The 25,388-nt window shown below is 70.9% G+C and carries 24 protein-coding genes; 9 read left to right on the forward strand and 15 right to left on the reverse strand.

What is annotated here, in order from left to right; translation table 11 throughout:
• Nucleotides 1–168 precede the first annotated feature (168 nt).
• Both ACLJOK_RS08220 and ACLJOK_RS08225 read left to right on the forward strand, forming a co-directional pair.
• Complete coding sequence (locus tag ACLJOK_RS08220; protein WP_410817318.1) at nt 169–1,494, forward strand: PHB depolymerase family esterase; 1,326 nt, start codon at nt 169–171, stop codon at nt 1,492–1,494.
• 43 nt (nt 1,495–1,537) lie between these two features.
• The gene (locus tag ACLJOK_RS08225; RefSeq protein WP_410817320.1) at nt 1,538–2,920 is read left to right on the forward strand and encodes an endo-1,4-beta-xylanase; all 1,383 of its coding nucleotides are present in this window, start codon (nt 1,538–1,540) and stop codon (nt 2,918–2,920) included.
• 146 nt (nt 2,921–3,066) lie between these two features.
• On the opposite strand, the gene ACLJOK_RS08230 is transcribed toward ACLJOK_RS08225, so the two are convergent.
• Both ACLJOK_RS08230 and ACLJOK_RS08235 read right to left on the reverse strand, forming a co-directional pair.
• Nucleotides 3,067–3,510, reverse strand: a complete 444-nt coding sequence (locus tag ACLJOK_RS08230; protein ID WP_410817322.1) for a hypothetical protein — start codon at nt 3,508–3,510, stop codon at nt 3,067–3,069.
• A gap of 101 nt (nt 3,511–3,611) precedes the next feature.
• Nucleotides 3,612–4,307 carry a methyltransferase domain-containing protein gene (locus tag ACLJOK_RS08235; RefSeq protein ID WP_410817324.1) on the reverse strand — a complete coding sequence of 232 codons (696 nt, stop codon included), beginning with the start codon at nt 4,305–4,307 and terminating at the stop codon, nt 3,612–3,614.
• On the opposite strand from ACLJOK_RS08235, the gene ACLJOK_RS08240 reads away from it, so the two are divergent.
• A complete protein-coding gene (locus ACLJOK_RS08240) occupies nt 4,306–4,743 on the forward strand; it encodes a MerR family transcriptional regulator (protein ID WP_410817325.1) in 438 nt (145 codons plus the stop codon). The genes ACLJOK_RS08235 and ACLJOK_RS08240 overlap by 2 nt on opposite strands.
• Here ACLJOK_RS08240 and sthA read toward each other — a convergent pair.
• The 4 genes from sthA to ACLJOK_RS08260 all read right to left on the reverse strand — a co-directional run bounded on the left by sthA (nt 4,740) and on the right by ACLJOK_RS08260 (nt 9,136).
• Nucleotides 4,740–6,143 carry a Si-specific NAD(P)(+) transhydrogenase gene (gene sthA, locus ACLJOK_RS08245; RefSeq protein WP_410817327.1) on the reverse strand — a complete coding sequence of 468 codons (1,404 nt, stop codon included), beginning with the start codon at nt 6,141–6,143 and terminating at the stop codon, nt 4,740–4,742. The two genes, ACLJOK_RS08240 and sthA, sit on opposite strands and share 4 nt — an antisense overlap.
• A gap of 53 nt (nt 6,144–6,196) precedes the next feature.
• Nucleotides 6,197–7,219, reverse strand: coding sequence for a fibronectin type III domain-containing protein (locus tag ACLJOK_RS08250; protein ID WP_410817329.1), 1,023 nt, complete (start codon nt 7,217–7,219; stop codon nt 6,197–6,199).
• An 88-nt stretch (nt 7,220–7,307) separates the two neighbouring features.
• On the reverse strand, nt 7,308–7,946 hold the full coding sequence (locus tag ACLJOK_RS08255) for a response regulator (RefSeq protein WP_410817330.1): 639 nt from the start codon (nt 7,944–7,946) through the stop codon (nt 7,308–7,310).
• A complete protein-coding gene (locus ACLJOK_RS08260; RefSeq protein WP_410817331.1) occupies nt 7,943–9,136 on the reverse strand; it encodes a sensor histidine kinase in 1,194 nt (397 codons plus the stop codon). The genes ACLJOK_RS08255 and ACLJOK_RS08260 overlap by 4 nt, the downstream gene beginning before the upstream one ends.
• Nucleotides 9,137–9,282: 146 nt before the next feature.
• Between ACLJOK_RS08260 and ACLJOK_RS08265 the strand changes: the two genes are divergently transcribed.
• Both ACLJOK_RS08265 and ACLJOK_RS08270 read left to right on the forward strand, forming a co-directional pair.
• A complete protein-coding gene (locus tag ACLJOK_RS08265; protein WP_196923481.1) occupies nt 9,283–10,041 on the forward strand; it encodes an ABC transporter ATP-binding protein in 759 nt (252 codons plus the stop codon).
• 8 nt (nt 10,042–10,049) lie between these two features.
• Nucleotides 10,050–12,569 (forward strand): FtsX-like permease family protein, encoded by a 2,520-nt coding sequence (locus ACLJOK_RS08270; protein ID WP_410817334.1) that lies wholly within the window; start codon nt 10,050–10,052, stop codon nt 12,567–12,569.
• Between the two features lie 52 nt (nt 12,570–12,621).
• Here ACLJOK_RS08270 and ACLJOK_RS08275 read toward each other — a convergent pair whose 3' ends face one another.
• Both ACLJOK_RS08275 and ACLJOK_RS08280 read right to left on the reverse strand, forming a co-directional pair.
• Nucleotides 12,622–14,232 (reverse strand): ricin-type beta-trefoil lectin domain protein, encoded by a 1,611-nt coding sequence (locus ACLJOK_RS08275; RefSeq protein WP_410817336.1) that lies wholly within the window; start codon nt 14,230–14,232, stop codon nt 12,622–12,624.
• 95 nt (nt 14,233–14,327) lie between these two features.
• Nucleotides 14,328–14,750 carry a DUF2000 family protein gene (locus ACLJOK_RS08280; protein ID WP_410817338.1) on the reverse strand — a complete coding sequence of 141 codons (423 nt, stop codon included), beginning with the start codon at nt 14,748–14,750 and terminating at the stop codon, nt 14,328–14,330.
• 50 nt (nt 14,751–14,800) lie between these two features.
• On the opposite strand from ACLJOK_RS08280, the gene ACLJOK_RS08285 reads away from it, so the two are divergent.
• On the forward strand, nt 14,801–15,604 hold the full coding sequence (locus ACLJOK_RS08285) for an AraC family transcriptional regulator (RefSeq protein ID WP_410817340.1): 804 nt from the start codon (nt 14,801–14,803) through the stop codon (nt 15,602–15,604).
• A 6-nt stretch (nt 15,605–15,610) separates the two neighbouring features.
• Here the strand turns inward: ACLJOK_RS08285 and ACLJOK_RS08290 are convergent, their stop codons facing one another.
• The 7 genes from ACLJOK_RS08290 to ACLJOK_RS08320 all read right to left on the reverse strand — a co-directional run bounded on the left by ACLJOK_RS08290 (nt 15,611) and on the right by ACLJOK_RS08320 (nt 22,294).
• Nucleotides 15,611–16,444 (reverse strand): helix-turn-helix transcriptional regulator, encoded by an 834-nt coding sequence (locus ACLJOK_RS08290; RefSeq protein ID WP_410817342.1) that lies wholly within the window; start codon nt 16,442–16,444, stop codon nt 15,611–15,613.
• A gap of 228 nt (nt 16,445–16,672) precedes the next feature.
• The gene (locus ACLJOK_RS08295) at nt 16,673–18,097 is read right to left on the reverse strand and encodes an aldehyde dehydrogenase family protein (protein ID WP_410817344.1); all 1,425 of its coding nucleotides are present in this window, start codon (nt 18,095–18,097) and stop codon (nt 16,673–16,675) included.
• 84 nt (nt 18,098–18,181) lie between these two features.
• Nucleotides 18,182–19,147: a quinone oxidoreductase family protein gene (locus ACLJOK_RS08300; protein ID WP_410817346.1), complete on the reverse strand. Its 966-nt coding sequence runs from the start codon at nt 19,145–19,147 to the stop codon at nt 18,182–18,184.
• Complete coding sequence (locus ACLJOK_RS08305) at nt 19,144–19,506, reverse strand: hypothetical protein (RefSeq protein ID WP_328653834.1); 363 nt, start codon at nt 19,504–19,506, stop codon at nt 19,144–19,146. Before ACLJOK_RS08305 ends, ACLJOK_RS08300 begins: the two co-directional genes overlap by 4 nt.
• Complete coding sequence (locus tag ACLJOK_RS08310; RefSeq protein WP_410817347.1) at nt 19,503–20,369, reverse strand: extradiol ring-cleavage dioxygenase; 867 nt, start codon at nt 20,367–20,369, stop codon at nt 19,503–19,505. Before ACLJOK_RS08310 ends, ACLJOK_RS08305 begins: the two co-directional genes overlap by 4 nt.
• Nucleotides 20,370–20,402: 33 nt before the next feature.
• The gene (locus tag ACLJOK_RS08315; protein WP_410817349.1) at nt 20,403–21,173 is read right to left on the reverse strand and encodes a citryl-CoA lyase; all 771 of its coding nucleotides are present in this window, start codon (nt 21,171–21,173) and stop codon (nt 20,403–20,405) included.
• Nucleotides 21,158–22,294, reverse strand: a complete 1,137-nt coding sequence (locus ACLJOK_RS08320) for a CaiB/BaiF CoA transferase family protein (RefSeq protein WP_410817351.1) — start codon at nt 22,292–22,294, stop codon at nt 21,158–21,160. Before ACLJOK_RS08320 ends, ACLJOK_RS08315 begins: the two co-directional genes overlap by 16 nt.
• Before the next feature lie 198 nt (nt 22,295–22,492).
• On the opposite strand from ACLJOK_RS08320, the gene ACLJOK_RS08325 reads away from it, so the two are divergent.
• The 3 genes from ACLJOK_RS08325 (at nt 22,493) to ACLJOK_RS08335 (ending at nt 25,381) form a co-directional block, all read left to right on the forward strand.
• Nucleotides 22,493–23,929 carry an amidohydrolase family protein gene (locus ACLJOK_RS08325; RefSeq protein ID WP_410817353.1) on the forward strand — a complete coding sequence of 479 codons (1,437 nt, stop codon included), beginning with the start codon at nt 22,493–22,495 and terminating at the stop codon, nt 23,927–23,929.
• 4 nt (nt 23,930–23,933) lie between these two features.
• Nucleotides 23,934–24,737: an IclR family transcriptional regulator C-terminal domain-containing protein gene (locus tag ACLJOK_RS08330; protein ID WP_366341034.1), complete on the forward strand. Its 804-nt coding sequence runs from the start codon at nt 23,934–23,936 to the stop codon at nt 24,735–24,737.
• A gap of 68 nt (nt 24,738–24,805) precedes the next feature.
• Complete coding sequence (locus ACLJOK_RS08335) at nt 24,806–25,381, forward strand: DinB family protein (protein ID WP_410817354.1); 576 nt, start codon at nt 24,806–24,808, stop codon at nt 25,379–25,381.
• Nucleotides 25,382–25,388 lie beyond the last annotated feature (7 nt).

Below are 25,388 nucleotides of genomic sequence, written 5' to 3' on the forward strand. Positions count from 1 at the left end.
GCTGGTGACCGCCGGAACCGTTGCGGCGAAAGGTTTCCGGAAGTCTTGACAATCGAGTGTCCTCGATCGAAGCTGACATGGTCACGCGAGCCGCGGTCAAGGTCGGGCGAAGGGCAGTCCTCGACTTAAGTCCCCTTCCACGCGCCTTTTTCGCAAGGGATCGCGACGATGACACTGAAGACGAGAATGCTTGGCGTCGTCATGGCGGCCGTGACACTGGCCGCCGCCGCGTTGACGTTCGCCACTCCCGCGTCGGCGGCGACGCTCACGCAGGTGACCAACTTCGGCACCAACCCCACCAATCTGCAAATGCACCTGTACGTCCCGGACCGGGTGGCGACCCGACCGGCGATCCTCCTGGCCATGCACTACTGCACCGGGACGGGCCCCGCGTTCCACTCGGGCACCCAGTACGCATCCCTTGCCGACCGGTACGGGTTCATCGTGATCTACCCGTCGGCCACCCGCAGCAGCAAGTGCTGGGACGTCTACTCGCCGCAGGCGTTACGCCGTGGCGGCGGCAGCGACCCGGTCGGGCTGATGTCGATGGTCGACCACGTGCGGCAGCGCTACTCCGCCGACCCCGCGCGGATCTTCGCTACCGGCACCTCCTCCGGGGCGATGATGACCAACGTCATGCTGGGCGTCTACCCGGACGTGTTCGCGGCGGGCGCCTCGTTCGCCGGGGTGCCGTTCGCCTGCTTCGCCACCGGCGGCACCTCGGAGTGGAACAGCCAGTGCGCCAACGGGCAACTCATCCGGACCGCGCAGCAGTGGGGTGACCTGGTCCGGGAGGCGTACCCCGGCTACACCGGCCAGCGGCCCCGGATGCAGATCTGGCACGGCACCAACGACGAGACGCTGCGCTACCCGAACTTCGGCGAGCAGGTCAAGCAGTGGACCAACGTGCACGGGCTGAGCCAGACCCCGACGTACACCGACTCCCCGCAGTCCGGCTACACCCGCACCCGGTACGGCAGCAGCGGCCCGATGGCGCCGGTCGAGGCGATCAGCATGCAGGGTGTCACGCACAACCTGCCTGTCGACGCCGCGCAGGTGATCCGCTTCTTCGGGCTGGACGGCACCCCACCGCCGACGACCCCACCGCCGACGACCCCACCGCCGACGACTCCGCCCCCGACGACGCCGCCCCCGACCACGCCGCCGCCGACCGAGGGCGCCTGCCGGGTCGGCTACACGATCAACGCCTGGAACAGCGGCCTCACCGCGAGCGTGGCCATCACCAACACCGGTGCCACCGCAGTGAACGGCTGGGCGCTGACCTTCACGCTGCCCACCGGGCAGCGCATCACCAGCGGCTGGAACGCCCAGTACGCCCCGGTGAGCGGTGCGGTGACCGCCCGCAACGTCTCCTACAACAACACCATCGCCCCGAACGCGTCGGTCGAGATCGGCTTCCAGGCCACGCACGAGGGCGGCACCGGCAAGCCCACCTCGTTCGCCCTCAACGGTGCCGCTTGTTCGGCGTCCTGATGTCCCTTCCCACCCCACCACCACCCGCAGAAGGAGTCACACGATGAGAAGTACGAGATGGAAGGCGGCATCGAGAGCCGCGCTCGCGCTGGCCGGCGCGGGTGCCCTCGCCGCCGGCATGGCGCTGTTCGCGACGGCGCCGGCGGCCGCCGGGACGACGCTCGGCGCGTCCGCAGCGGAGAAGGGCCGGTACTTCGGTACGGCGGTGGCCGGATTCAAGCTCTCCGACAGTGCCTACACCACGATCTTGAACCGTGAGTTCAACATGGTGACGGCCGAGAACGAAATGAAGATGAACGCCACCGAGCCGCAGCAGAATCAGTTCAGCTACGGGGCGGCGGACCAGATCGTCAACCACGCCCGCAGCCGCGGAATGAGCGTGCGGGGTCACACGCTGGCGTGGCACTCGCAGCAGCCCGGCTGGATGGAGAGCATGAGCGGCAGCGCGCTGCGGCAGGCCATGCTCAACCACGTGACGCAGGTGGCCACCCACTTCCGCGGTCAGGTGGTCGCGTGGGACGTGGTGAACGAGGCGTTCGCCGACGGCAGCTCCGGAGGCCGTCGCGACTCCAACCTCCAGCGCACCGGCAACGACTGGATCGAGGCGGCTTTCCGGGCGGCCCGTGCCGCGGACCCGGGCGCGAAGCTCTGCTACAACGACTACAACACCGACAACTGGACGCACGCCAAGACCCAGGGCGTCTACAACATGGTGCGCGACTTCAAGGCCCGTGGCGTGCCGATCGACTGCGTGGGCTTCCAGTCGCACTTCAACAACGAATCCCCGTACGTGAGCAACTACCGCACCACGCTGTCGAGCTTCGCCGCGCTCGGTGTGGACGTGCAGATCACCGAGTTGGACATCCAGGGCGCGTCGGCGAACACCTACCGCAGCGTCGTCGAGGACTGCCTGGCCGTGGCTCGCTGCAACGGCATCACGGTGTGGGGCATCCGCGACAGTGATTCGTGGCGGGCTTCGCAGACCCCGCTGCTGTTCAACAGCAACGGCTCGAAGAAGCCGGCGTACGACGCGGTGCTCGCCGCGTTGAACAACGGCACCACCCCCACGGATCCGCCGACCGATCCGCCGACCGATCCGCCGACCGATCCGCCCACGACTCCGCCTCCGGGCTCGGGTGGCTGCACGGCGACGGTGTCGGTGAACCAGTGGACGGGTGGTTTCGTGGCCACTGTGAAGGTGACGGCCGGTTCGTCGGCCATCAGCGGTTGGACGGTCGGCATCGGTCTGCCGTCCGGCGCGACGGTCACCAACGCGTGGAACGCCAACCGCAGCGGTAACAGCGGCACGACGAACTGGACGAACGTGGCGTACAACGGCCAGGTCGGCGCCGGACAGTCCACCGAGTACGGCTTCCAGGCCAACGGCACAGCCGGCAGCCTCAGCCCCACCTGCTCAGCCCGCTAACGCCCCACCGGCCGGTGCGGAGGCCCCGCCCCCGCACCGGCCCCACCCCAGCCCTCAGTGACCAAGAGGTTTGCGTCATCCCGCCTGGCCTGTCATGACGCAAACCTCTTGATCACCGGGGACGTGGGGGTGGGGGAGTGGGAGGGTCAGTCGCCGGAGTAGCCCCAGAAGTAGATGTCCTCCGGCTTGCCTTCGGCGTCGTGCAGGACCGCGCAGCGGCCGAACCATCTCTGCTCCGCCAGCCCTTCGATCGCGGCAAGGTGCTCGCGGGTGAGCCGCTCGGTGCCGGCATGGCGCAGTGCCTCGGCAGCGCTCACCGGCTCGACCGTGCCGAATTCGGGCCGTTCACCCTCGTCGAGGACTCGGTAGACGTCGAGGATGGAGTGGGTGCCCGACTCCTGCACCCATTCGTCGTTGAACAACTCTTTCATCGTTGCGGGACGGTTCGGATAGTCGCTCGCCGAGTTGGGGGTCTCACCGCGGGCCCACCAGTAGTCGCCCTCGGCGAAGACCCTGTCCCGCAGCGCGTCCAACGCCGCGTCCAGGTCTGGTTGGTACGCGACGAAGTAGCTCCACCCGGATGCGCCCACCACTGCCTCTTTTCTTAACGTGTCAACAGTGCCGGCACGGTAGCGGGCAGCACCGACATCGGTGGGGGAGCAGTTTCACCGAGTTCGACCCACGTTCCCGCTCAAGCCTGGGCGGCGACGAGGAACATCGGCACGACGACGAGGATCCGGTTCGTGCGGGCGCGCTCGGCCTGCTCGGCGAGCCAGGGCTCCTCATCGGTGATCCGCTTCAACAGGTCGAGCGCGGTGTCGTCGGTGAAGACACCGGTGTGCACCTCGACGATCGGGTCGGTGAACCCGGCGTCGAGCAGCAGGTTGCGATACCTACGGGCAACGCGCGGCGACGGAAGCGAGTCCGCCTTCGCGTGGACCAGCCGACGGGCGGTGTCCGGCTCGTCCGAGTCAACGGCGATCATGTCCCAGTCCTGGCCGAGCAGCACGGCCCGGCCGCCCGGTGCGAGCACCCGCCGAGCCTCGGCCACGGCTCGCGCCGGGTCGTCGAGCACGTGCAACACCTTCTCAGCCCGGTAGTAGGTGGCCGACCCGGTCTCCAGCGGCAGCTCGGTGGCGTCGCCGACATGGAACTCGCCGGCAGGCCAGCGCTTGCGGGCCACGGCGATCATCTCGGGATCGAGGTCGACACCGACCGCGTGAGCTCCGCGCTCGGCCAGCTCGGCGACGGCGCGGCCACTGCCACAGCCCGCGTCGACGACGGTCCGGCCAGTGAGGTCGCCGAGCAACTCGTAGGAGCGGGCGCGCAGTTCGACGGCCGCGGGTTGGCTCTCGATGGCATCGAGGACAGCTAGAAGACTGGACATGCCCGCCATGGTCGGCCTTAATGTCGACATGAAGTCAAGCCCGATGACGATCGGCGAGGTGGCCGACCACTTCGGCCTACCAGCGCACGTACTACGGCACTGGGAATCGGTGGGCCTGCTCCGCCCCGCCCGGGTCACCGGCGGCCGTCGCCGCTATACCCGCGACGACCTGTTCCGGGTGGCCTCGATCCTGCGCGCGAAGCAGGCCGGCCTGTCGCTGCCGGACATCCGGGCGTTCCTCGCCGCAGGCGACCCCGCCGTTCGCAAGGACGTGCTGCGCCGCAGCCACGGCGCGCTGCGAGCCAGGATGGCAGCGCTGCGGTCGGCGCTCGATCTGCTTGAGGCCGGGCTGAACTGCTCACACGAGGACGTCTCGACCTGCCCGAACTACCGCTCGCAGTTGGCGGAGGTGGTGGAGGTCGGGGGCAGTGGTTAGCCGTCGATGCGGGTGATGTTGCGGATCTTGTTGGACGCGTCCAGGGCGGCGACCTTGTACGCCTCGGCCAGCGTCGGGTAGTTGAACACCGTGTCGACCAGGTAGTCGATAGTGCCGCCGCAGCCCATCACCGCCTGACCGATGTGAACGATCTCGGTGGCGGCGGTGCCGAACACGTGCACCCCGAGCAGCCGGCCGTCGTCGGGGGAGACGAGCAGCTTCAGCATGCCGTACGAGTCGCCCACGATCTGGCCCCGGGCCAACTCGCGGTAGCGGGCGATGCCCACCTCGAACGGTGTGGAGCTCTCGGTGAGCTGCGCCTCGGTCTGCCCGACGAAGCTGATCTCCGGGATCGTGTAGATGCCGATCGGTTGCAGGCCGTGCATCTCCCGAATCGGTTCGCCGCAGGCGTGTTGTGCGGCCAGCCGGCCCTGCTCCATCGAGGTGGACGCGAGCGCGGGGAAGCCGATCACGTCGCCGACGGCATAGATGTTCTCCACCGAGGTGCGGTAGTTGGCGTCGACAGTGATCCGGCCGCGTCGATCCGCCTCCAGCCCGGCCGCCTCCAGTGCCAGGTCGTCGGTCTGGCCCTGCCGCCCGGCCGAGTACATCACCGTGTCCGCGACGATCTTCTTGCCGCTCTTGAGGATGCACAGCGCCGCCGTCTGGTGCTTTTCCACGGCGGCGACCTCCTCGCCGAAGCGGAACGCCACGGAGAGGTCGCGCAGGTGGTACTTGAGTGACTCGACGACCTCGTCGTCGCAGAAATCCAGCATCCGCTCGCGGCGTTCCACCACAGTCACCTTCGTGCCGAGCGCGGCGAACATCGAGGCGTACTCCATGCCGATCACGCCGGCGCCGACCACGACCATGCTGCGGGGTACGGCCTGCAGGTTGATGACGCCGTCGGAGTCCACGATCGTCCGGTCGTCGAAGTCGACGCTGTCCGGGCGGGCCGGGCGGGTACCCGCGGCGATGACGATCTTGTCGAAGGTCACCTTGGACTCGCGACCGGTGCCACCGTCGACCCAGATCGAGTGCGCGTCGGCGAAACGCCCGGTGCCGGTGATCATCGCGACCCGGTTGCGGGCCAGTTGATTGCGGATGACGTCGGTCTGTCGGGTGATGACGTGCTGGGTTCGGGCGGCCAGATCGCTGACCGTGATCTCCTCCTTGACCCGGTAGCTGCTGCCGTAGAGGTCCCGCTGGCTCAGGCCGGTCAGGTAGAGCACGGCCTCGCGCAGTGTCTTGGAGGGGATGGTGCCGGTGTTGATGCACACCCCACCGATCATGTCGCGGCGGTCCACGATGCCGACCCGCCTGCCGAGCTTGGCGGCAGCGATCGCGGCCTTCTGACCGCTGGGCCCGGAGCCCAGCACCAACAGGTCGTAGTCATACACAGGCGCTAGCGTCGCAAGTTGTCGCGGCGCGCGCCAGACCCCGGAGCCGAGCGTTATTCGTCTGCCACAGTGCAGAGGCCGCCGTTCAGCGTGACCTCCTCCGGCAGTTGCGTGCCAGTGGCGACGAGCCCCAGCGACACGGTGCCGCCGGGTGGGATCACCGCGTTGCGGCCGGTGTTGGCCACCCGGAGGTAGCTGTTGTTGAGGCGGTCGACGACCTTCGCGCCCCAGATGCCCCGCACCTGCTGGCTGGCCCAGAATCGCCACGTCATCGTCCACCCGTCGACAGTCGTCGAGCCGGTGTTCGTGACGACGAGGTGCGCCACGAAGCCGTCCGGCCACTGCCGCACGACGGATCGGACCGCGCAGCTCGGCGGTGGCGGCAGTGTGGTCACGGTGACCGGCGCGGACAGGGGGGACAGGTGCCCGGCCTCGTCGCGGGCCTGCACCACGAAGGTGTACGCGGTGTTCGGCGCCAACCCGCTGATCTGGGCACTGTTCATGGGCGGGTACTGGTACACCTCACGGACCCGGGTGAGAATGCCGCCGGCGTCGACCCGGAACACCTCGTACCGGTCGAGGGCGACGTTCTCCACCGAGTGCGCCCACCGCAGCCAGACCGCAGTGGCGGCGACGTCGTACGCCACCGGTTGACCCGGCGCGCTCGGCGGCTGGTCGTCCCCCGGTGGCATGGTCAGCCGCACTGTCGGGTTGGACACCGAGCTGTTGCCGGCCGCGTCCTCCGCCCGCACCGAGAAGGTGTAGGTGCGCGACGGCCGCAGGTTGGTGATCCGGATGCTGGTGGTGTCGGTCGAATACTGGGCGCCGGAATCCTCGAACTGCGCGCCGACCGGGTAGCGGATCACGCCCACGTTGTCGGTCGAGGCCGCCCAGGCCAGCTCGACCCAGGTGGTGTCGATGGCGACGACAGTGATCGGGCCGGGCGCGGTGGGGCGTTCGGTGTCGGCGGCGGCCTGCGCCGGGGTCGCGCCGGCGGCGACCAGAGTTGCCGTCAGTGCGCACGCGACCAGCGCGGCGGCCCTGGACCGGATTCCTCGGAACGGATGATGACGCACGACGAAGTCCTCGCTTCCGGGTGACCGCAGCGGACCAGGCATAGACTTTCCTGAATCTTAGGTCAGCTGTGGCCAGGTCGGTGTCCCGTCAGCCGACGAGGCGGCGTTCCCAGGCCCAGGCGGCGATCTCGACCCGGTTGCGGGCCTGGAGTTTCATCTGCACGCTCGCCAGGTGGGTCTTGACAGTGCCCACGGCGATGAAGAGCTGGGTGGCGATCTCGGCGTTGGTCAGGCCCCGGGCGACGAGCTTCACCACGTCGAGTTCCCGTGGTGACAGGCCGCCGTCGTCGCGCGCCGGGGCCGGTGAGCTGAGGTGCTCCAACAGCCGTACCGTGATCGAAGGGCTGATCAGCGCGTCGCCGGACACGGCCGCACGGACCGCCTCCACCAGCAGGGCCGGGCCGGAGTCCTTGAGCAGGAAGCCGCACGCGCCGTTGGAGAGCGCCGTGTGCACGTACTCGTCGAGGTCGAAGGTCGTCACGACGACCACCCGGATCGGGTCGGCGACGCCCGGCCCCGCGAGCAGCCGTAGTGCCTCGAGACCGTCGAGGCGGGGCATCCGGATGTCCAGCAGCACCACGTCCGGGCGCAGTCGTCGGGCCAGTTCGACGGCCTGGACGCCGTCGGCGGCCTCGCCGACCACCTCCATGTCCGGCTGGGCGCCAATGATCATGCCGAAGCCGGTCCGGACCATGGCCTGGTCATCGGCGATCAGCACCCGGATCACCGCGCCACCGCCACCTGGAGCGGGAACGCCGCGTCGAGCACCCAGCCACCGGCGACGCCGGGCCCGGCGGTGATCGTGCCGCCGAGGGCGCGTACCCGCTCGGTGAGGCCGATCAGGCCGAAGCCGTGCCCCCGGGCCGGCGCGGTGCGCGGCGACGCGCCGTCGTCGGCGACCCGGACCAGCAACCAGTCCGGGGTACGCCGAACGGCCACGTCCACCAACCGCGCGTCCGGCGCGTGCTGGCGGGTGTTGGTCAGCCCCTCCATCACCACCCGGTACGCCGACGTCGAGACCTCCACCGGCAGCCCGTTGAGGTCGCCGTCGACGTGCAGTCGTGCCGGCGCGTTCGCCGCGCCGTTGAACCCGCTGAGCAGCGGTTCCAGCTCGGTCACCCCGGCCAACGGAGCCAGCGGCGCGTCCGGCGGGGCGTCCGGGTTGCGCAGGATCCCGACCATCCGCCGCATCGAGGCCATCGTCTCCGCGCCGGCCCGCTCGATCTGTTCCAGGGCGACGATCACCCGTTGCGGGTCCTGCTCGGCGACGAACCGGGCGCCCTGCGCCTGCACCACGATGCCGGTGACGTGGTGGGCGATGAAGTCGTGCAGATCCCGAGCGAACTCGGCACGCTGCTCGGCCCGGACCAGCGCGATGGCCCGCTCCCGGCCGGCGGCCACGATGCGCAGGTAGAGCCCCACCCCGGCGGCGCCGGCCGCGGCGAGCACCTGGAGCAGGCCGAAGATCACCAACAAGCTCTCGGTGCCGACGCGCAGCGGCAACGCGGCCACGGCGAGCCCGGCGGCCACCGCCGCCCACGGGGCGAGCCGCGGCGCGCCCCAGCGGGCCACCACGAAGACCACGCCGATCAGCCCGGCCGACTCGGCGAGCCCCCAGCTGCTGCTGATCAGATAGCTGCCGTCGAAGACGACCAGGACAGCTGCCGTCACGGCCAGTGAGGCGCAGGCGAGCACCAGCGCGGCCAGCGGCAGCAGCCGCGAACCCAGCCGGTGCACCGGCAGCCAGAGCGGCACCGTTGCCACCGCCAGCCCCATCCGCACCAGCAGGAGAAGGAGAGCGGCCAGGCTCTCCGGTGCGCCGAACCGCAGGTCGAAGAGGGCGAGCAACCCCATGGCCACCAGCCCGGCGGCCTGGGCCAGGCGTACCCACCATCGTCGAAGATCCGGCGTGCTCATGGTGACCCAGCGTAGCCAGCCGGGTGGAGGTGGCGGATCGGCCAAAAGGCAGACCCGACGCCGGCGATACCCGGCCGAGGGCCGATGCGCCCACCCGCCGGTGGCGGCGACGCTTTCCGGGTCACCACGCAGCCACTGGAGGAACGATGACAACCCACGCCCCGCCGGAGACCAGCCACGCCGCGGTCGCCGCGGTCGACCTGGTGAAGGTGTACGGCAGCGGCGACACCGCCGTCCGTGCCCTGGACGGGGTCTCGGTCGGCTTCGGCCGGGCCGAGTTCACCGCGATCATGGGCTCGTCCGGGTCCGGCAAGTCGACACTGATGCACTGCCTCGCCGGCCTCGACACGGCCACCTCCGGTCGCGTCCTGCTCGGCGGCACGGAGCTGACCGGCCAGTCGGACCGGACGCTGACCCGGGTACGCCGGGAGCGGATCGGGTTCGTCTTCCAGTCCTTCAACCTGCTGCCGCAGCTCACCGCCGCGCAGAACATCACGCTGCCGCTGGACCTCGCCGGTCGGCAGCCCGACGCCGAACTCCTCGCGCACCTGGTGCGGGTGCTGGGCCTCGGCGACCGCCTGAACCACCGGCCCAGCGAGCTGTCCGGCGGCCAGCAGCAGCGAGTGGCGCTGGCCCGGGCGCTGGTGGCACGGCCCGAGGTGGTCTTCGCCGACGAGCCGACGGGCAACCTCGACTCCCGCTCCGGCGCGGAGGTGCTCACCATCCTGCGCGACTCGGTACGCGACCTCGGCCAGACCGTCGTCATGGTCACCCACGACCCGATCGCCGCCGCGTACGCCGACCGGGTGGTGCTGCTCGCCGACGGTCGGCTGGCCGGCGAGATCGACAAGCCGGACCAGGTGTCGGTCACCGACGCCCTGCGTGATCTGGCGGCCCGCCGATGAGGGCGACAGTGCTGCGTACCCAGACGATCGCCGCGGCCCGGCGGCCCGGCCGGCTGATTCTGACCGGCCTGGCGATCCTTGTCGCGTCGTTCGTCGTCTTCGGCACCGTGCTGGTGCAACAGATCACCGAAGGCACCGTGCGGGACAACCTCAGCGGCACCCCGGCCGTCACCGACCTGGTGATCGGCAGCGTCGACGTGCCGCCACCCACAGTGACGGACGTGCGGCAGGTCCGGGCCGTGCCCGGTGTGGCCGAGGCGGTCGCCCGGGTGGCGACCGGTGTCTCCATCGGCGAGGGGTACCTCAACCTCCAGTCCGACCCGGGCACCGGCCCGCTGAGCACGGTCCGGGTGATCGAGGGCAGCTACCCGGACCAGCCCGGCGAGATCGCGATCACGCCGCGCACCGCCGAACGGCTCGGGCTCTCGGTGGGCACCACCACCAGCGGTACCGGCGGTGAACTCACCACGCCCGCCCCACTCACAGTGACCGGCATGGTGGACGCCGGCGCCGACGCCGGCTACGACGCGTACGCCCCGGACAGTGCCGTGATCGCCTGGGCGCGCCTGACGACGGTGGAGCGCGTCGACGTGCGGGTCACTCCCGGCGCCTCGACCGACGCGGTCCGTCAAAGGGTGACCGCTGCGGTCGCCGGCCAGCCGATCCGCTCCGGCGCCGAGGTGCGCGAGGCCGAGGCCCAGGCGGCGGCGCAAGAGGTCGGGAGACTCTTCATCCTGGTCGGCATGTTCGTCTCCATCGCGGTCGTCGCGGCCGCGCTGGTGGTCACCTCGACCTTCCGCATCGTCTTCGCCCAGCGGATGCGGCAGCTTGCGCTGCTGCGGGCGGTCGGTGCGAGTCGGGCCACCCTGGTGGGGGCCCTGACCGCCGAGGGAGCCCTGACCGGGCTGGTCGCCGGCGTTGTCGGGGTCGTCGGCGCACTCACCCTCGGCTACGCGCTGCCGGCGATCCTGCGCGCCACCGGCCACGCGGTCTCCTCGCCGGGCCTGCCACTGACGGAGGCGGTCACCGTGGTGCTCGGCGCCGTCGTGATCACCGTGCTGGCCGTGCTGGCACCGGCGCTATCCGCCGCCCGGGTCTCCCCGCTGGAGGCACTGCGGGCGGCAAGCGTCACCGCCGGCCGCCGCGGCATCGGCGTGGCGCGTCTGGTCTTCGGGCTGCTCCTGGCCGTCGGCGCGATCCTGGCAGCGGTCGGGACGATCAGCCAGTTGCCGACGCCGGACCAGTCGGACTACGACCCGTCGATGCCGCTGCTCCTGCTGGTCGGGTCCGGCGCGCTGGCGTTCTTCGCGCTGGTGGCCCTCGGCCCGCTGCTGGTGCGCCCGGTGCTGGCCGTGGTGGGTTGGCCGCTGCGCCAGCTCGGGCCGCTTGGGCGGATGTCGGTCGGCGGGATCGGCGGGGCGCCGCGCCGGGCCGCCGCGGTCTCCGTCGTGGTCGCGCTCGGCGTGACCCTGATCTCCGGGGTGGTCATCGGCGGCGCGTCGCTGCAGATCCTCGCCGACCGCGAGATGGCGCTCTCAGCCCCGACCGACTTCGAGGTCACCAGCAACGGTGGGACGCTGCCGGCGGCTGTCGTGAGCCGGGCCGAGGCGGCGCGCGGTGCGCTGGCCAGGGTCGTGCCGTACCGGATGGTCGGCGACGCCACGCTGCTGCGCGGCGCCGACAAGCTCGGCGACGTCGAGGCCCGTTACCCGACCAGCGACCTGGACCTGGCGGCGTTGCCGAGCACCGCTGACCTGGACGTGGCCCAGGGCACCCTGACCGAACGTGGCCCCGGCCGGATCGTGCTCAACAGTTGGGTCGCGCGGGACGCGGGTCTGCGGGCCGGCGACACCGCCACGCTCGCCGTCGCCACCGGCACTGTCGACGTGCGGGTGGCAGCGGTCCTGCCCGGTGACGGGCCACTGCACGCGGGCATCCTCGCCGATCCGGCCGACCTGGACCGGATCGGCGTGCCGGCCGCGTACACCGGTCTGCTGGCCGACGCTTCGGGCGCCGGCGAGGACGGTCGCACCGCCGGCGTGCGGGCGCTGCGGCAGGCGATCGGGGGCAGCGACGGGGTGGGCCTCGCGGTGCTCGCCGACGAACGGGACCGCAACGACGCGTTGGTGCGCACCCTGGTCTGGATCGCTGTGGGTCTGGTCAGCCTGACCGTGCTGATCGCGGTCGTCGGCGTGGGCTCCACGACCGCCCTCTCGGTGGTGGAGCGGGTACGCGAGTCCGGGTTGCTCCGGGCGATCGGGCTGTCCCGGACCGGCCTGCGCACCATGCTGACCGTCGAGTCCGGCCTGTACGGGGTGATCGGCGCGACCATCGGCCTGGTGCTCGGCATCCCGTACGCCTGGTTGGCGGTCCAGACCCTCGGGATCGCGGCACCGCTGACCGCGCCGCTGCTGCCGCTGGCCGGGCTCTTCGTGGTGCTGGTCGGGCTGACCGCGCTGGCCGGGGTGCTGCCGGCCCGTCGGGCGTCGCGGGTCAGCCCGGTGGAGGCGCTGGGGGCCGACAACTGAGCACCGCCGTGGGGTGGCGCCGCGCGTCCGGCGCCGCCCCACGGCGGCCTGGTCAGTTGGGGTTGTTGGCGTGGGTCAGCGTCTCCCAGGCGACGAAGAGGTTGTTGGTCCCGGCCGGACGCTGTTGCACCGTGAGGGTCTGGGTGTTGGTCATGACGTTGCCCAACCGGGTGCTCATCGCGTTGAAGCCGACCTCGGTGATCGGCCCGAGGCCCCGGGTGAGGCTGCCGCCGCAGAGCCAGGAGGGCGGCGCCTCGCCGAGCTGGTAGCGCGAGTGGAAGCCGAGCGCCTGACGCAGCCGCTCACCGACCTGTGGGTACAGGTCGCGTCCCTGGATCCGGGAGGTCTCCGCGACGTGCGAGATGGCGGAGATCCCGTACCCGGTGTGGACGAAGTCGCGGCAGGTCTCCTGGGCGAGGCCGGCGACGAAGGTGGACTGGCCCTGCCAGTAGCCGATGATCTCCGCGCTGGTGTCCAGGCCGCTGCCGGGCATCGTGTACGGCAGTGCGCCATCGCTGGGCAGGTAGACGAAGGCCCGGGCGCGGTTGAGGAAGCGGGTGGTCGCCGCGTCGTACACGGCCCGGTCGTCCAGGAACACCGCGATGCCGACGGTGGCCTCCATCATGGTCAGTTCCCAGTTGCCGTTGCTGTTCGAGCCGTTGCGCACCATCGGCAGGTAGACGTTGCGCAGCATGGTGGCGAAGCGGTTGGCGTTGGGCCAACTCGTGTAGGTGTACTTGATGATCTCGGCTGCCCGGGGCCAGACCGAGGCGGCCCAGCCGGTCTGCAGTGGAGCGTTGCTGCCGGTGTGCGCGGTGATGGTGGCCGACCACGCGTCCATGATCTGGATCGACTTCTGCGCGTACCGGGCGTCCCCGGTGACGTACCAGGCGAGCGCGTCGGTGTACGCCGCGATCGCATCCTCCCGCTCGTCGGTGCAGCCGTTGTTCGGGTTGGAGTAGGAACCGCACTCGACCACCGAACGGGGAGCCGGGGTACGCGACAGGGAGGCGTACCGGCTGCTCATCATCTGGTTGTAGGCCGCCGCCCACGGCTGCGCGCCGGCCTGTACGCGGCCGCGGACGAAGTCGAGCTGGCCTCGGCTGACCAGCACGCCGGGGTGGGTGAAACCACCCGAGGGTGGCGGCGTGGTGCCGCCGGTGGGCAGCGCCCAGGTCTGGTTGGCGGTGCCGGTGCAGCTCCAGATCTGTAGCGGGGTACCGTCGGCCGAGCTGGGGCCGGTCGCGTCGAGGCACTTGCCCGAGGTGGGGTTGACCAGTTGCCCGGCGCTGGGCGACCACTGCTGGGCTCCGGTGCCGTTGCAGTCGTAGATCTGCACCCGGGCGCCGTTGGCGGTGCTGGCGGCGGCGATGTCCAGGCACTTGCCCAGCGCCCGGATCGTGCCGTCGTCGGCCACCGTCCACTGTTGCGCGGTGGAGCCGTTGCAGGTGAAGAGCTGCACCGGCGTGTTGTTGGCCGGGTTCGCGGCGGCCACGTCGACGCACTTGCCGCCGTACCCGGTGATGGCGCCCGTCGCGGCCGCCGTCGCGGGTGATGCGCCGACGACCAGGCCGGTCGGTACGGCGAGCAGGGCCGCGGCGAGCGCGGAGGTCAGTCTGATGCGGGGGCGGCGGGGCACGAGCCCGGCCAATCGTCGCGCCATGTGGGGGTCCTTCCGGGGCGGCGAAACAACTGTAAAGTGTGTTAATTATTACAGTCATACACATCGATATCAATGTCTCGTCGCCACGGATGCCGTTACGGGTGCATGGACGCACCCTTGAGCACCTTGTCCACCACATTGCGCGGCGCGTGCAGCGCCAGGCCCACCAGGTCGAGCTTCTCCCGTCCGACCGCCTGGACTGCGGCGCGGTTGTCCCGGTCGTTGCCGGTCGCGAACAGCTCGGAGGTGAAGATCGCCATCCGCAGGCCACGGGCGAGAGCGCGGGAGTGCGCGCCGACCAACGTCGCCCGATCCCCGGCGAAGACCAGCACCGGCTGGCCGAACATCGGCAGGTAGCTGGTGCCGTCCGCGTCGCGGTACTCCTCGCCGACCAGCTCCGGCAGCGTGCTCGCGATGCCGCTGACCAGGAAGGCGGTGACGTTCAGCCGTTGCCAGCTCGCCAGGTCGTTGCGGAGCAGTACGGCGATCTTGGTGGGAAAGCGGATCGGTTCGGTCATGGCGTCGAGCCTGCCCGCCCCGACGCCTACCGGTCTTGTACGTTCTTAGCGTGGCCACCCGCCCGGCGGGCTCGCACGTCAGCGCGTGGCGACCCGCGGTAGCCGGGGTCGCCGAGGTCTTCCACGCCCATTTCGTGGACCACGCCTACCCCCGGCACATCCACGAGGTGTGGACCCTGTTGATCGTCGACGACGGCGCCGTCCGCTTCGACCTGGACCGGCACCGGCACGGCGCGCTGCGCACGTCGGTCACCCTGCTGCCGCCGTACGTGCCGCACAACGGCAGCTCCGCCACACCGGACGGCTTCCGCAAGCGGGTCCTGTACCTCGACACCTCGGCGCTCGACGCCGAGCTGGTCGGCCGGGCCGTCGACGAGCCGGACCTGGCCGATCCGCAGCTGCGCGACCGGATCCACCACCTGCACCAGGCGCTCGCCGAACCCGGCGACGAGTTCGAGGCCGAGAGTCGACTCGCGTTCATCCTGGACCGGCTGCGCCGCCAGCTCCGCCAGCGCCCCCCGGCCGCTGGCCAGCCGGCCGGCCGCGGCCTCGCGGTGCGACTACGGGAGCTGCTGGACGCCCGGACCGTCGAGGGCGTCACGCTGGGGGAGGCCGCCCAGTTGCTGCACGCCCACCCGACCCACCTGGTCCGGACGTTCACCCAGGTGCACGGCGTGCCACCGCACTCGTACCTCACCGGCCGTCGGGTCGAGCTGGCGCGTCGCCTGCTCCTCGCCGGGCAGCGGCCCGTCGAGACCGCCGTCGCGGCCGGGTTCTTCGACCAGGCGCACCTGACCCGCCATTTCCGGCGCTACCTGGGCGTCAGCCCAGCCCGCTACCCCGCTCGGAGCTGATCGCGGTCAGACGACCTGGCCGCCGATGACGGCGAGCAGCCGCAGCTTCTCGTCGCTCGTCGACCCGGGCACGGCGGTGAAGACCAACAGTGTCTGTGACTGGTCGGGATCGACCAGCGTCTGGCAGTGCAGCTCCAATGCCCCGACCTCCGGGTGCACGAAATGCTTGGGCGGGCAGTAGCCGGCGGGCACCGGGTGCTCCCGCCACAGCTGCGCGAACTCCGGGCTCCTGGCCAGCAGGTCGTCGACGAGGGCAGCGGCCCGCGAGCCGCGCCCATCCCGGGTGTACGAGGCATGCAGGTGTGCCACGAGGAGTCGACTCTGCGTCTCGTGGTCCTTCACCGGGTGCAGCTGTCGCGCCTCCGGGTCGGTGAACCAGCGGTGGTGCGCGCTGCGCGCCAACCCGGTGTGCCGGGTCTCGTCACCGAGCAGGGCGATGGCCGGCGCGGTCTGCGCCAGGGTCTCGCCGAGGTGGTTCACCACCTGGGCGGGAGTGTCGTGCATCCGGTCGAGAATGCGCATCATCCCGGGGTTGACGTGGTCGGCCCGCATCGCGCGGCGCGGAACGGCGTGACCGGCGAGCTGGAACAGGTGGTCGCGTTCGGCGAAGGTGAGCCGCAGGCCCCGGGCCAGGGCGGCGAGCATCTGCTCCGAGGGGTGCGGCCCGCGCTGCTGCTCCAACCGGCTGTAGTAGTCGGTGGACATACCACTCAACGTGGCGACTTCCTCGCGCCGCAGCCCTCCGGTGCGCCGGCGCGGCCCCCGGGGCAACCCGACGTCCTCGGGCTGGAGCGCCTCGCGGCGGGTGCGCAGGAAGCTGGCGAGTTGGGCGCGGTCCACGGTGTCTCCGATCACGAGGTGCCGGCGGCGGCGCGGCACGTTCGGTGCAACAGACCAGCCCGGGAGCGGTGTTCCGCCCGCCCCCAAGATCGCACCGGATCCTGGTTGTAGTGGTGTGCCGGGCCTTCGAGGCCGCTACTTCCAGGATCCAGCACGATCTTGGGGCTGGTGGGGCTGGTGGGGCTGGCGCGGCTGGTGGGGCTGGTGGGGCTGGTGGGGCTGGCGCGGTCAGCGCTGGATGGACTTGGTTTCCAGGAACTCCTCAAGGCCAAAGCGGCCGAACTCGCGGCCGTTGCCGGAGTGCTTGTAGCCGCCGAACGGGGCGAGCGGGTTCCAGTGGCCGGCGTTCACGTCGACCTGGCCCACGCGCAGCCGCCGGGCGATCGCCAGCGCGTGCTCCGGCTCACCGAAGACGCCGCTGGTCAGGCCGTACAGCGTGCCGTTGGCGATGGCCACGGCCTCCTCCTCGTCGGCGTAGGGGATGATCGTCAGCACCGGGCCGAAGATCTCCTCCTGGGCGATCGCGGAGGCCGGGTCGACGTCGGCGAAGATCGTCGGCTGGACGTAGGCCCCGACGGTCAGCCCCTCGGGCCGCTGCGGGCCGCCGAACACGAGCCGGGCGCCGTCGGCGATGCCCCGCTCGATGTAGCCGACGACCTTCTGCCGGTGGGTCTCGGACGCCATCGGGCCGATCCGGGTGGCCTCGTCGACCGGGTCGCCGACTGTGTACTGCTTCGCGGCCTCGACGGCCAACGCCACGACCTCGTCCTGACGGGCGGCGGGCACCAGCATCCGCGGCCACGCGCCGCAGACCTGACCGCCGTTGCTGAATGCCATCATGAGACCCCGCTCGACCGCGGCGGGCAGGTCGGCGTCGTCGAGGATGATGTTCGCGCCCTTGCCGCCCAGCTCCAGCGCGACCCGCTTGACGGTCGCCGCGGCCACCGAGGAGATCCGCTGCCCCGCCCGGGTGGAGCCGGTGAAGGAGACCATGTCGATGTCCGGGTGGGCGGAGATCGCCTCGCCGACGGTCGCGCCGGTGCCGTAGACGACGTTGAAGACACCAGCCGGTACGCCGGCCTCGGCGGCGACCTCGGCGAGGATGCGCGCGGTCAGCGGGGCGTTCTCGGACGGCTTGAAGACCATCGTGTTGCCGGCGAGCAGGGCCGGCGCCAGCTTGGAGACGATCTGCTGGAGCGGGAAGTTCCACGGCGTGATCGCGCCAACCACGCCGATCGGCTCGCGGACGATCAGCGAGTTGCCGACCTCCTCGGACCAGGCGAAGCCGTCGGCCAGGCCGGCGATGGACTCGACCACAGCGGCCGGGAACGCGACCTGGGCGGTCCGGGACATACCGATCGGAGAGCCCATCTCAGCGGTGATCGCCTGGGCGATCTCCTCCGTGCGGGCGGCGAGGCCGGCACCGAGGCGGCGCAGCACGTCCGCCCGGTGCTGCGGGGTGGTCGCCGACCAGGCCGGGAAAGCCGCTCGGGCGGCGGCAACGGCGCTGTCGACGTCGGCGGCGGTGCCGGCCGGGGTCTCGGCGACGACCTCGCCGGTGGCCGGGTTCACGACGGGAAGGGCGCCGGCGGAGCCGGTGACGGTCTCGCCGCCGATCCAGTGGCCGGCGACGGTGTAGGTGGAAGGTGTCATGGACCGACCGTCGCACCGCTGCCGAACCCCAACCAGGTGCGGTTTATCCACGGTTCCGCGCTCCCTGGCTGGGGCCCGGCCCCCTCAGAGCGCGAGGACGATCCGGCCGGCTGCGGTGCCGGCGTCCTGCCGGGCCCAGGCGTCCGCGATGGCGTCGAACGGCACTATCTCGTGGTCGACGGTGAGCCGGCCGGCCGCCGCGTGCCCGGCCACCACTGTCAGCGCCGCGGCCCGCTCTGCGGCCGACAACCCGTTGTTGGTGTAGCCGATCATCCGCAGTGCGCCGCTGCGCAGCACGGCGGACTCGATGGGTGCTGTCGCGCCGGCCGCGCTGCCCAGGTTGACCAGCCGCCCACCCGGGCGCAGCACCCGCAGCGCCGCCGCGGCCGGGACACCGAAGACCGGGTCGAGGACGAGGTCGACCGGCCCTTCGGCGGCGTGACGCAGCCGGTCGGCCATCGCCGCGACGTCGTCGTCGGGGAGCAGCGGGACGGCGACGGCGGCACCGAGCTCCTCGGCGCGGGCCCGTGCCGCCGCCGACCGCGCCACGGCGATGACCCGGCGGGCGCCGCCGAGCAGGGCGAGCTGTACGGCGGCCTGACCGACCACACCCCCGGCGCCGAGCACGATGACCTGGTCGCCAGCCGCCAGGCCGCCGGCGTGGGTCAGCGCCTCGTGCGCGGCGACCGCGGACAGGCCGAGGGCCGCGAGCAGGGTCAGCGGTACGCCGGCCGGCAGCGCCACCACGTCGACGGTCGGCACGGTGACGGTGGTCGCCATGCTGCCGTCGACACCGGAGCGCATCCCGGCCGACGTGCCGAACCAGACAGCGGTGCCGTCGGCGAGCCGACCGACCCCCTGCACACCCGGAACGTACGGGGTGCTCGGTCGTCCGAAGTAGCTGGTGCCGCTGGCACAGAGCACGTCCAGCGGGGTGATCGGCACGGCCTCGACGGTGACAGCCACCGCACCGTCAGCCGGCGCGGGCGCCGGCCGCTCGGCGATCGTCGGTGCGGCGCCGCAGGTGGTGAGCACTGCCGCGCGGATCACGTCGCGATGTCCGGGTAGGGCATCGAGAAGTGGGCCAGCCGCGCGCCGTAGGACTTCTGGTATTCCAGCGGCTCGGTGTTGTCCCGCTCGAAGAGGGCGATGAAGAGGGTCAGCGTGAGGAACGGGTGCGCGCCCAGCTCGAAGAGCTTCACGTGGTCGTGGGCGGCCAACGCCTCGCGCTCCACGTCGTCGAAGCGCAGCCAGGTGCTCGCCTCGCCGGTGTGGCAGTTCAGCACCGTGTTGGCGCACTCGGCCTCCCACCAGGCGACCAGCTCGCGCGGCTCGCTGCGGTAGCGCTCGACCAGCTCCGGGTCCCGGTCGACCATGAAGAGGAACTTGTTCAGCAGATACTTGCTCATGCCGTCGGCGCTCCGTTCGGGTACCAGGTGAAGTACGCCTCCATGGTGTGGAACAGATCGAGGGTGTCGACGTAGTCAGCCTTCACGCCGGCACCGGCCACGCCCATCATCAGCATGAAGTCCATGAAGCCGTGGGTGGCGTTGCCCGGTGAGTGCAGGCTGTCCAGGGTGACCTCGCGCAGGCACTCGTCGAGGTCGCCGTTGGCGATCCACTCGACGGCCCGCTGGTCGAACTCCGGGTCGGGGCCGTGCGGGCCGAACTGCCGGGGGCCGCCCAACTCCAGCGAGAGGTGGCCGGTGCCGATGACGGCCACCCGCAGGTGCGACGGCCACGACTCGACGATGTCGCGGATGCTCTGGCCGAGCTGGACGAAGCGCTTCGGCTGCGGCAGTGGCGGCGCGAAGATGTTCGTGTAGATCGGCACGATCGGCAGGTCGGCCTCGGGCCGCAGCGTGATGATCGGGCAGGTGATGCTGTGGTCGATGCGCAGCTCGTTGCTGAACGCGAGGTCGAAGCCGGCGTCGAGCCCGGCCCGCAGGATGTGCCCGGACAGGTCCTCCTGGCCCTTGAGCAGCATCCGGGGCAGCCCGAACTCGCGCTCCTCGTTGTACCAGTTGGCGTCGTAGAAGGGCGCCTTGCCGACCAGGAACTGCGGCATGTTGTCCAGCCAGAGCTGGTGGAAGTGGTCGGAGCCGACCATCACCAGGACGTCGGGCCGGGCCCGGGTCAACGTCTCCCGGAACGCCAGGATCTTGCGGGTCCACTCGTCGGCGAACGGTGGCCGATCCTCGCCCGTGGCGGTGCTGGCCCGGTAGTAGAAGGGGTGGTGGGTGGAGGCGATGACAGCGACGATGAAGGCCATTCCCGCTCCTTTCGGGGGTGGTGGAGGAGGAGATCAGGGTTCGTAAACGGCGTTGCGGTCGACGGTGCGGTAGATCTCCATGCCGAGCGGTCGTCGTCGCTCCTCGGCGAGATGCCCGAGCAGCCCCGCCGCGCGGGCCAGCAGGGCGAAACCGCGCAGCATCTCGACCGGGAGCCCGAGGTCGGCGAGGGCCGCCCCGCAGACTCCGGCACCGTTGAGCGGCAGGGTACGGCCGAGCACCTGTGGGTGTACGCGTCCGATCGCCTCGAAAAGTCGCAGGTGCGGGCCGTGCAGACCCTCCTCGGTGGCGATCCGGATCAGCACGGGGGTGCGCGGGTCCTGCTCCTTGTGCACGGGGTGCCCGAGCCCGGGGACCAGTCGACGCTCCTGCTTGGCCCGGGTGACCGCGTCGAGCGCCACCGCGTCGTAGTCGGTCACCTCACCGGCCTGGGCGAGCGTGTCGGCGAGGAAGCGTCCACAGTCCTCGGTGACACCGAGGAAGCGGGAGCCGCCACCGAGCAGGCCGGCGGCGAGCGCGCCCTGCAACGACTCGGGCGCGGACAGGTACGTCAGCCGGGCGGCGATCGCCGTCGGGGTGAAGCCGTGGTCGGCGAGGGCCACCAGCACCGCCTCGAAGACCCGTACCTCACCCGGGGTGGGACGGCGGCCGGCGACCAGCCAGTACGCCAGCTCGCCGAAGCCCACAGTGCCCATCAGGTCGGCGGCCAGGTCCTGCCCGAGCAGGGAGATGGTGGTCGGGTCGGACGTGCCGATCCCGGTGGGGAAGCTCAGCTCTTCAGCCACGCGCGGATCTCCTCGCCGTGTTCGTCGAGCCCCGGCGGCGGCAGCTCGTACCGGGCCGGGGTGTCGGAGAAGGTGATGGGGTTGCGGACGCCGGGCACGTCGCCGACGGTGACGACCGGGTCGAGCCCCAGCTCCTCGGCGAGCGCCACACCGCCGTCGATGGTGTTGATCGGCGCGCACGGGACGCCGGCGGCGAGCAGGTCCCGGAACCACTCGTCCTTGGTCCGCTTGGCGAGGCGTTCGACAAGCAGGGGCCGCAGTTGCTCGCGGTTGGCCGTGCGGTCCTGGTTGCGGCCGAAACGGCTGTCGTCCGGCAGGCCGGGCAGGTCGAGCACCTGGCAGAGCTTGCGGAACTGCCCGTCGTTGCCGGCGATGACGATCAGCTCGCCGTCGGCGGTGGGCAATGGTTCGTACGGGAAGAGGCTGGGGTGCGCGTTGCCCATCCGGAACGGGACGGTCCCGCCGGCGACGTAGCCGCTGGAGTGGTTGACCAACCCGGACAGCGCCGAGCTGAGCAGGTTGACCTCGACGTGCTGCCCACGTCCGGTCTCGCCACGGTGGTGCAGCGCGGCGAGGATGCCGATGCTGGCGTGCAGCCCGGCCATCACGTCGAAGACGGAGATCCCGGCGCGGTACGGCGAGCCGTCCGGGTCGCCGGTGAGGCTCATCAGGCCCGAGATGGCCTGCACCATGAGGTCGTAGCCGGGGAAGTCCTTACCCGCGCCGGTGCCGAAGCCACTGATGCTCGCGTACACGATCTTGTCGTTGTTCGCGGTGACGGTGTCGTAGTCGAGGCCGAACCTGGCGAGGCCGCCGGGCCGGAAGTTCTCGATCAGCACGTCGGCGCGGCGGGCCAACTCCTGGGCGGCGGCCAGGTCGTCGGGTTTCTTGAGATCCAGGGCGACCGACCGCTTGTTGCGGTTGATGCCGAGGTAGTACGTCGAGACCCTGTCGCGGGTGGGCGGCATCCAGGTGCGGGTGTCGTCTCCACCAGGGCTCTCCACTTTGATCACCTGGGCGCCCAGGTCGGCCAGGAGCATCGTCGCGTACGGCCCGGCGAGGATCCGGGAGAAGTCCGCGACGAGCAGGCCGGCCAGTGGGCCTGTCGAATGCTGCACCATGTTTCCGCCCGTTCTGCGGACACCTGTCCGCCGGGACAGCTTGCGACACCGCGCGGGGCGTGTCAACGGTGCGGTTATCGCGCGGGACCACACTCTTGACACGAATCGTGACCGGGGCCACACTTGCGCCACTCGGGCTGGCCGCACAGCGGACAAGAGTCCGGATTCCCCTCGTACTCCGAAAGGAATGGGTGGCGAATGAGCGCAACCGACCGGCCGGTGGTCTTCCGAAACGGCCTGGTTCTCACCATGGACGACGCGCACACGGTGCTGCCCGGCGCCGACGTGCTGGTCATCGGCGGCCGGATCGCGCAGGTCGGCGTCGGCCTCACCGCACCCGACGACGCCCTGGAGATCGACGCCACCGACGGCATCCTCATGCCCGGCATGGTCGACACCCACCGGCACCTGTGGCAGACAGCGATGCGCGGGTACGGCGCCGACTGGACCCTGACCCAGTACTTCGTCTGGTACTACCTCGAGTCGGGCAAGCTGTTCCGGCCCGAGGACGTCTACGCCGGCAACCTGCTCGGCGCTATCGAGGCGATCGACGCTGGCGTCACCACCACTGTCGACTGGTCGCACGGGTTGCAGACACCCGAGCACGCCGACGCCGCCGTGGACGCCCTGGAGGCGATCGACGGACGGTTCGTGCTCGCCTACGGCAACATCCAGCAGGGGCCGTGGGAGTGGGCCACCTCGCCGGAGTTCCGCGACTTCCACCGCCGCCGCGTCGACGGTGGCAAGCTGGCCGGCTTCCAGCTGGCGTTCGACGTCACCGGCGACCCCGCCTTCCCGGAACGGGCCGCGTTCGAGGTGGCCCGGGAGCTGGGCGTCGCGGTGACCACCCACGCGGGCGTGTGGGGCGCCACCAACGACGACGGCATCCGGCTGATGCACGAGAACGGGTTCATGAACCCGTCGACCGTGTACGTGCACGCGGCGACGCTCACCCAGGACTCGTACAACCGGATCGCCGCGACCGGCGGCTCGGTCTCGGTCTCCACCGAGAGTGAGCAGAGCGCAGGCCAGGGTTACCCACCCACCTGGCAACTGCGCCACCACGACATCCCGGTGTCACTCTCGATGGACACCAGCGTCTGGTGGAGCGGCGACCTCTTCTCCGCGATGCGCAGCACGCTCGGCGCCGACCGCTCCCGAGAGCACTTGGAGGCGCACGCCAAGCAGGAGACCATCACCCACTGCCACCTGCGTGCCGAGCAGGTCGTCGAGTGGGCCACCCGAGGCGGCGCCCGCGCGCTCGGCATGGACGCCACGATCGGCGCGCTCACCCCCGGGCGTCAGGCCGACGTCGTCCTGATCAAGAACGACGCCTCGCCGGCGATGTTCCCGATCCTGAACCCGCACGGTCACGTCGTCTTCCAGGCCCAGCGTGCCGACGTGCACACAGTGCTGGTGGGTGGCCGGGTCGTGAAGCGGGACGGCCGCCTCGTCGGCGTCGACCTCGCCGCCGCGCGGGCCGCTGTGGCGTCGACAATCGATCACCTGCGCGAGACCATGGGGGAGGAGGCGTGGCAGCGGGGAATGAACCCGGACGTCCCCGAGACCGCGATCCTGGAGAACCCGTACCAGTACACCGAGTGGGACGCCGGGTCGGCGCAATGGAAGCATTAAGGACATGAGTGACAACGGAAGGGGCGCCGGGCCCGACTTCATCGAGGCTCTCGCCCGTGGCCTCGACGTCCTGCGCTCCTTCCGTCCCGCCTGCCCCTCGATGACGCTCAGCGAGCTCGCCGCCGCCACCGGCCTGGCCCGCCCCACCGTCCGGCGCATCCTCATCACGCTCGAATCGCTGGGCTACGTCCGCGCGGTCGGGCGCGGCCACACCCTCACCCCGCGCGTCCTGGAGCTGGGGATGGCGTACGTCAACGCGCTGAACATGTGGGACGTGGCCCGGCCGCACATGGAGAAGCTCGTCGCCCAGACCAACGAGTCGACCTCGATGGCCCAGCTCGACGGCAGCGACATCGTCTACGTCGCCCGGGTGGCCGTCCCCAAGATCGTCACTCTGGGCGTCACCATCGGCACCCGCTTCCCAGCGCCCGCGACGTCGATGGGCAAGGTGCTGCTCGCGGCCCTCCCGCCGGACACGCTGGAGACCGTCCTCGCCGAGCCCAGCCGCTCCGGCATCACGCCGCGCTGGCAGCCCGCTCCGGGCGACCTCGACGCCGTGCTGCGCGAGGTCCGGGCGAAGGGCTGGGCGCTCGCCGACCAGGATCTGGCACCGGGAATCCGGTCCGTCGCCACCGGCGTACGCGACGGCGACGGGCGGGTCGTCGCCGCCATCAACGTGACAGTGCACGCCGCCGAGACCTCGCTGGAGACCCTGCGCGAGGAGCACCTTCCGAGGTTGCTGCGCGCGGCCGCCGACATCGGGCACGACTGGGCGCTCACCGCCGCCGTGCCGGTCGTCACGGCCTAGCCGAGCTGGACCTCACGTCGGATCGTCCGGGGCAACGCCGACACCCGACCGGATGCCATAGTGGCGCGATGAAAGAAGACCTGCACAGCTACTTGAAGGGCGGCCGCGAGTCGCTGCTGTGGAAGCTTGATGGGCTCGGCGAATACGACATTCGGCGTCCGATGACCCCGACCGCTACCAACTTGCTCGGTCTGGTGAAGCACTCGGCAGCCATGGAGATCCTCTACTTCGGCATCGTGTTCGGCCGACCGTTCGAGCAGGACCTGCCGTATGTCGGCGAGGCCGCGGAGACCAATGCCGACATGTGGGCGAGCGCGGATGAGACCCGCGAGGGGATTGTCGCACTGTACCGTCGCGCGATCGCCCACGCCGACACCACCATCGAAGCCCTTGCACTGCATGAGGTGGGCCACGTGCCGTGGTGGGGCGATGCGCCGGTCACGTTGCACCACGTCCTGGTCCATGTCATCGCGGAAACCCAGCGGCACGCCGGCCACGCTGACATCGTGCGCGAACTCATCGACGGCACGGCCGGGCTGCTGCCCAGGAACGACAACCTGCCCCCCGTGAACCAGTCATGGTGGCTGGACCACCGCCAGCGAGTGGAGCAGGCTGCCCTCGACGCCAGCAAGCGCAGCAACTAGGTCTCCG

The sequence above is a fragment of the Micromonospora sp. 050-3 genome (assembly GCF_046549335.1).
Classification (GTDB): domain Bacteria; phylum Actinomycetota; class Actinomycetes; order Mycobacteriales; family Micromonosporaceae; genus Micromonospora; species Micromonospora trifolii.

Bases quoted from the DNA above. Each gene is read 5' to 3' on its own strand.
- ACLJOK_RS08220 (WP_410817318.1), top strand. From the start codon at position 169: ATGACACTGAAGACGAGAATGCTTGGCGTCGTCATGGCGGCCGTGACA.
- ACLJOK_RS08225 (WP_410817320.1), top strand. From the start codon at position 1,538: ATGAGAAGTACGAGATGGAAGGCGGCATCGAGAGCCGCGCTCGCGCTG.
- ACLJOK_RS08240 (WP_410817325.1), top strand. From the start codon at position 4,306: ATGCCCGCCATGGTCGGCCTTAATGTCGACATGAAGTCAAGCCCGATG.
- ACLJOK_RS08235 (WP_410817324.1), bottom strand. From the start codon at position 4,307: ATGTCCAGTCTTCTAGCTGTCCTCGATGCCATCGAGAGCCAACCCGCG.
- ACLJOK_RS08260 (WP_410817331.1), bottom strand. From the start codon at position 9,136: ATGAGCACGCCGGATCTTCGACGATGGTGGGTACGCCTGGCCCAGGCC.
- ACLJOK_RS08265 (WP_196923481.1), top strand. From the start codon at position 9,283: ATGACAACCCACGCCCCGCCGGAGACCAGCCACGCCGCGGTCGCCGCG.
- ACLJOK_RS08275 (WP_410817336.1), bottom strand. From the start codon at position 14,232: ATGGCGCGACGATTGGCCGGGCTCGTGCCCCGCCGCCCCCGCATCAGA.
- ACLJOK_RS08280 (WP_410817338.1), bottom strand. From the start codon at position 14,750: ATGACCGAACCGATCCGCTTTCCCACCAAGATCGCCGTACTGCTCCGC.
- ACLJOK_RS08295 (WP_410817344.1), bottom strand. From the start codon at position 18,097: ATGACACCTTCCACCTACACCGTCGCCGGCCACTGGATCGGCGGCGAG.
- ACLJOK_RS08305 (WP_328653834.1), bottom strand. From the start codon at position 19,506: ATGAGCAAGTATCTGCTGAACAAGTTCCTCTTCATGGTCGACCGGGAC.
- ACLJOK_RS08310 (WP_410817347.1), bottom strand. From the start codon at position 20,369: ATGGCCTTCATCGTCGCTGTCATCGCCTCCACCCACCACCCCTTCTAC.
- ACLJOK_RS08320 (WP_410817351.1), bottom strand. From the start codon at position 22,294: ATGGTGCAGCATTCGACAGGCCCACTGGCCGGCCTGCTCGTCGCGGAC.
- ACLJOK_RS08325 (WP_410817353.1), top strand. From the start codon at position 22,493: ATGAGCGCAACCGACCGGCCGGTGGTCTTCCGAAACGGCCTGGTTCTC.
- ACLJOK_RS08330 (WP_366341034.1), top strand. From the start codon at position 23,934: ATGAGTGACAACGGAAGGGGCGCCGGGCCCGACTTCATCGAGGCTCTC.
- ACLJOK_RS08335 (WP_410817354.1), top strand. From the start codon at position 24,806: ATGAAAGAAGACCTGCACAGCTACTTGAAGGGCGGCCGCGAGTCGCTG.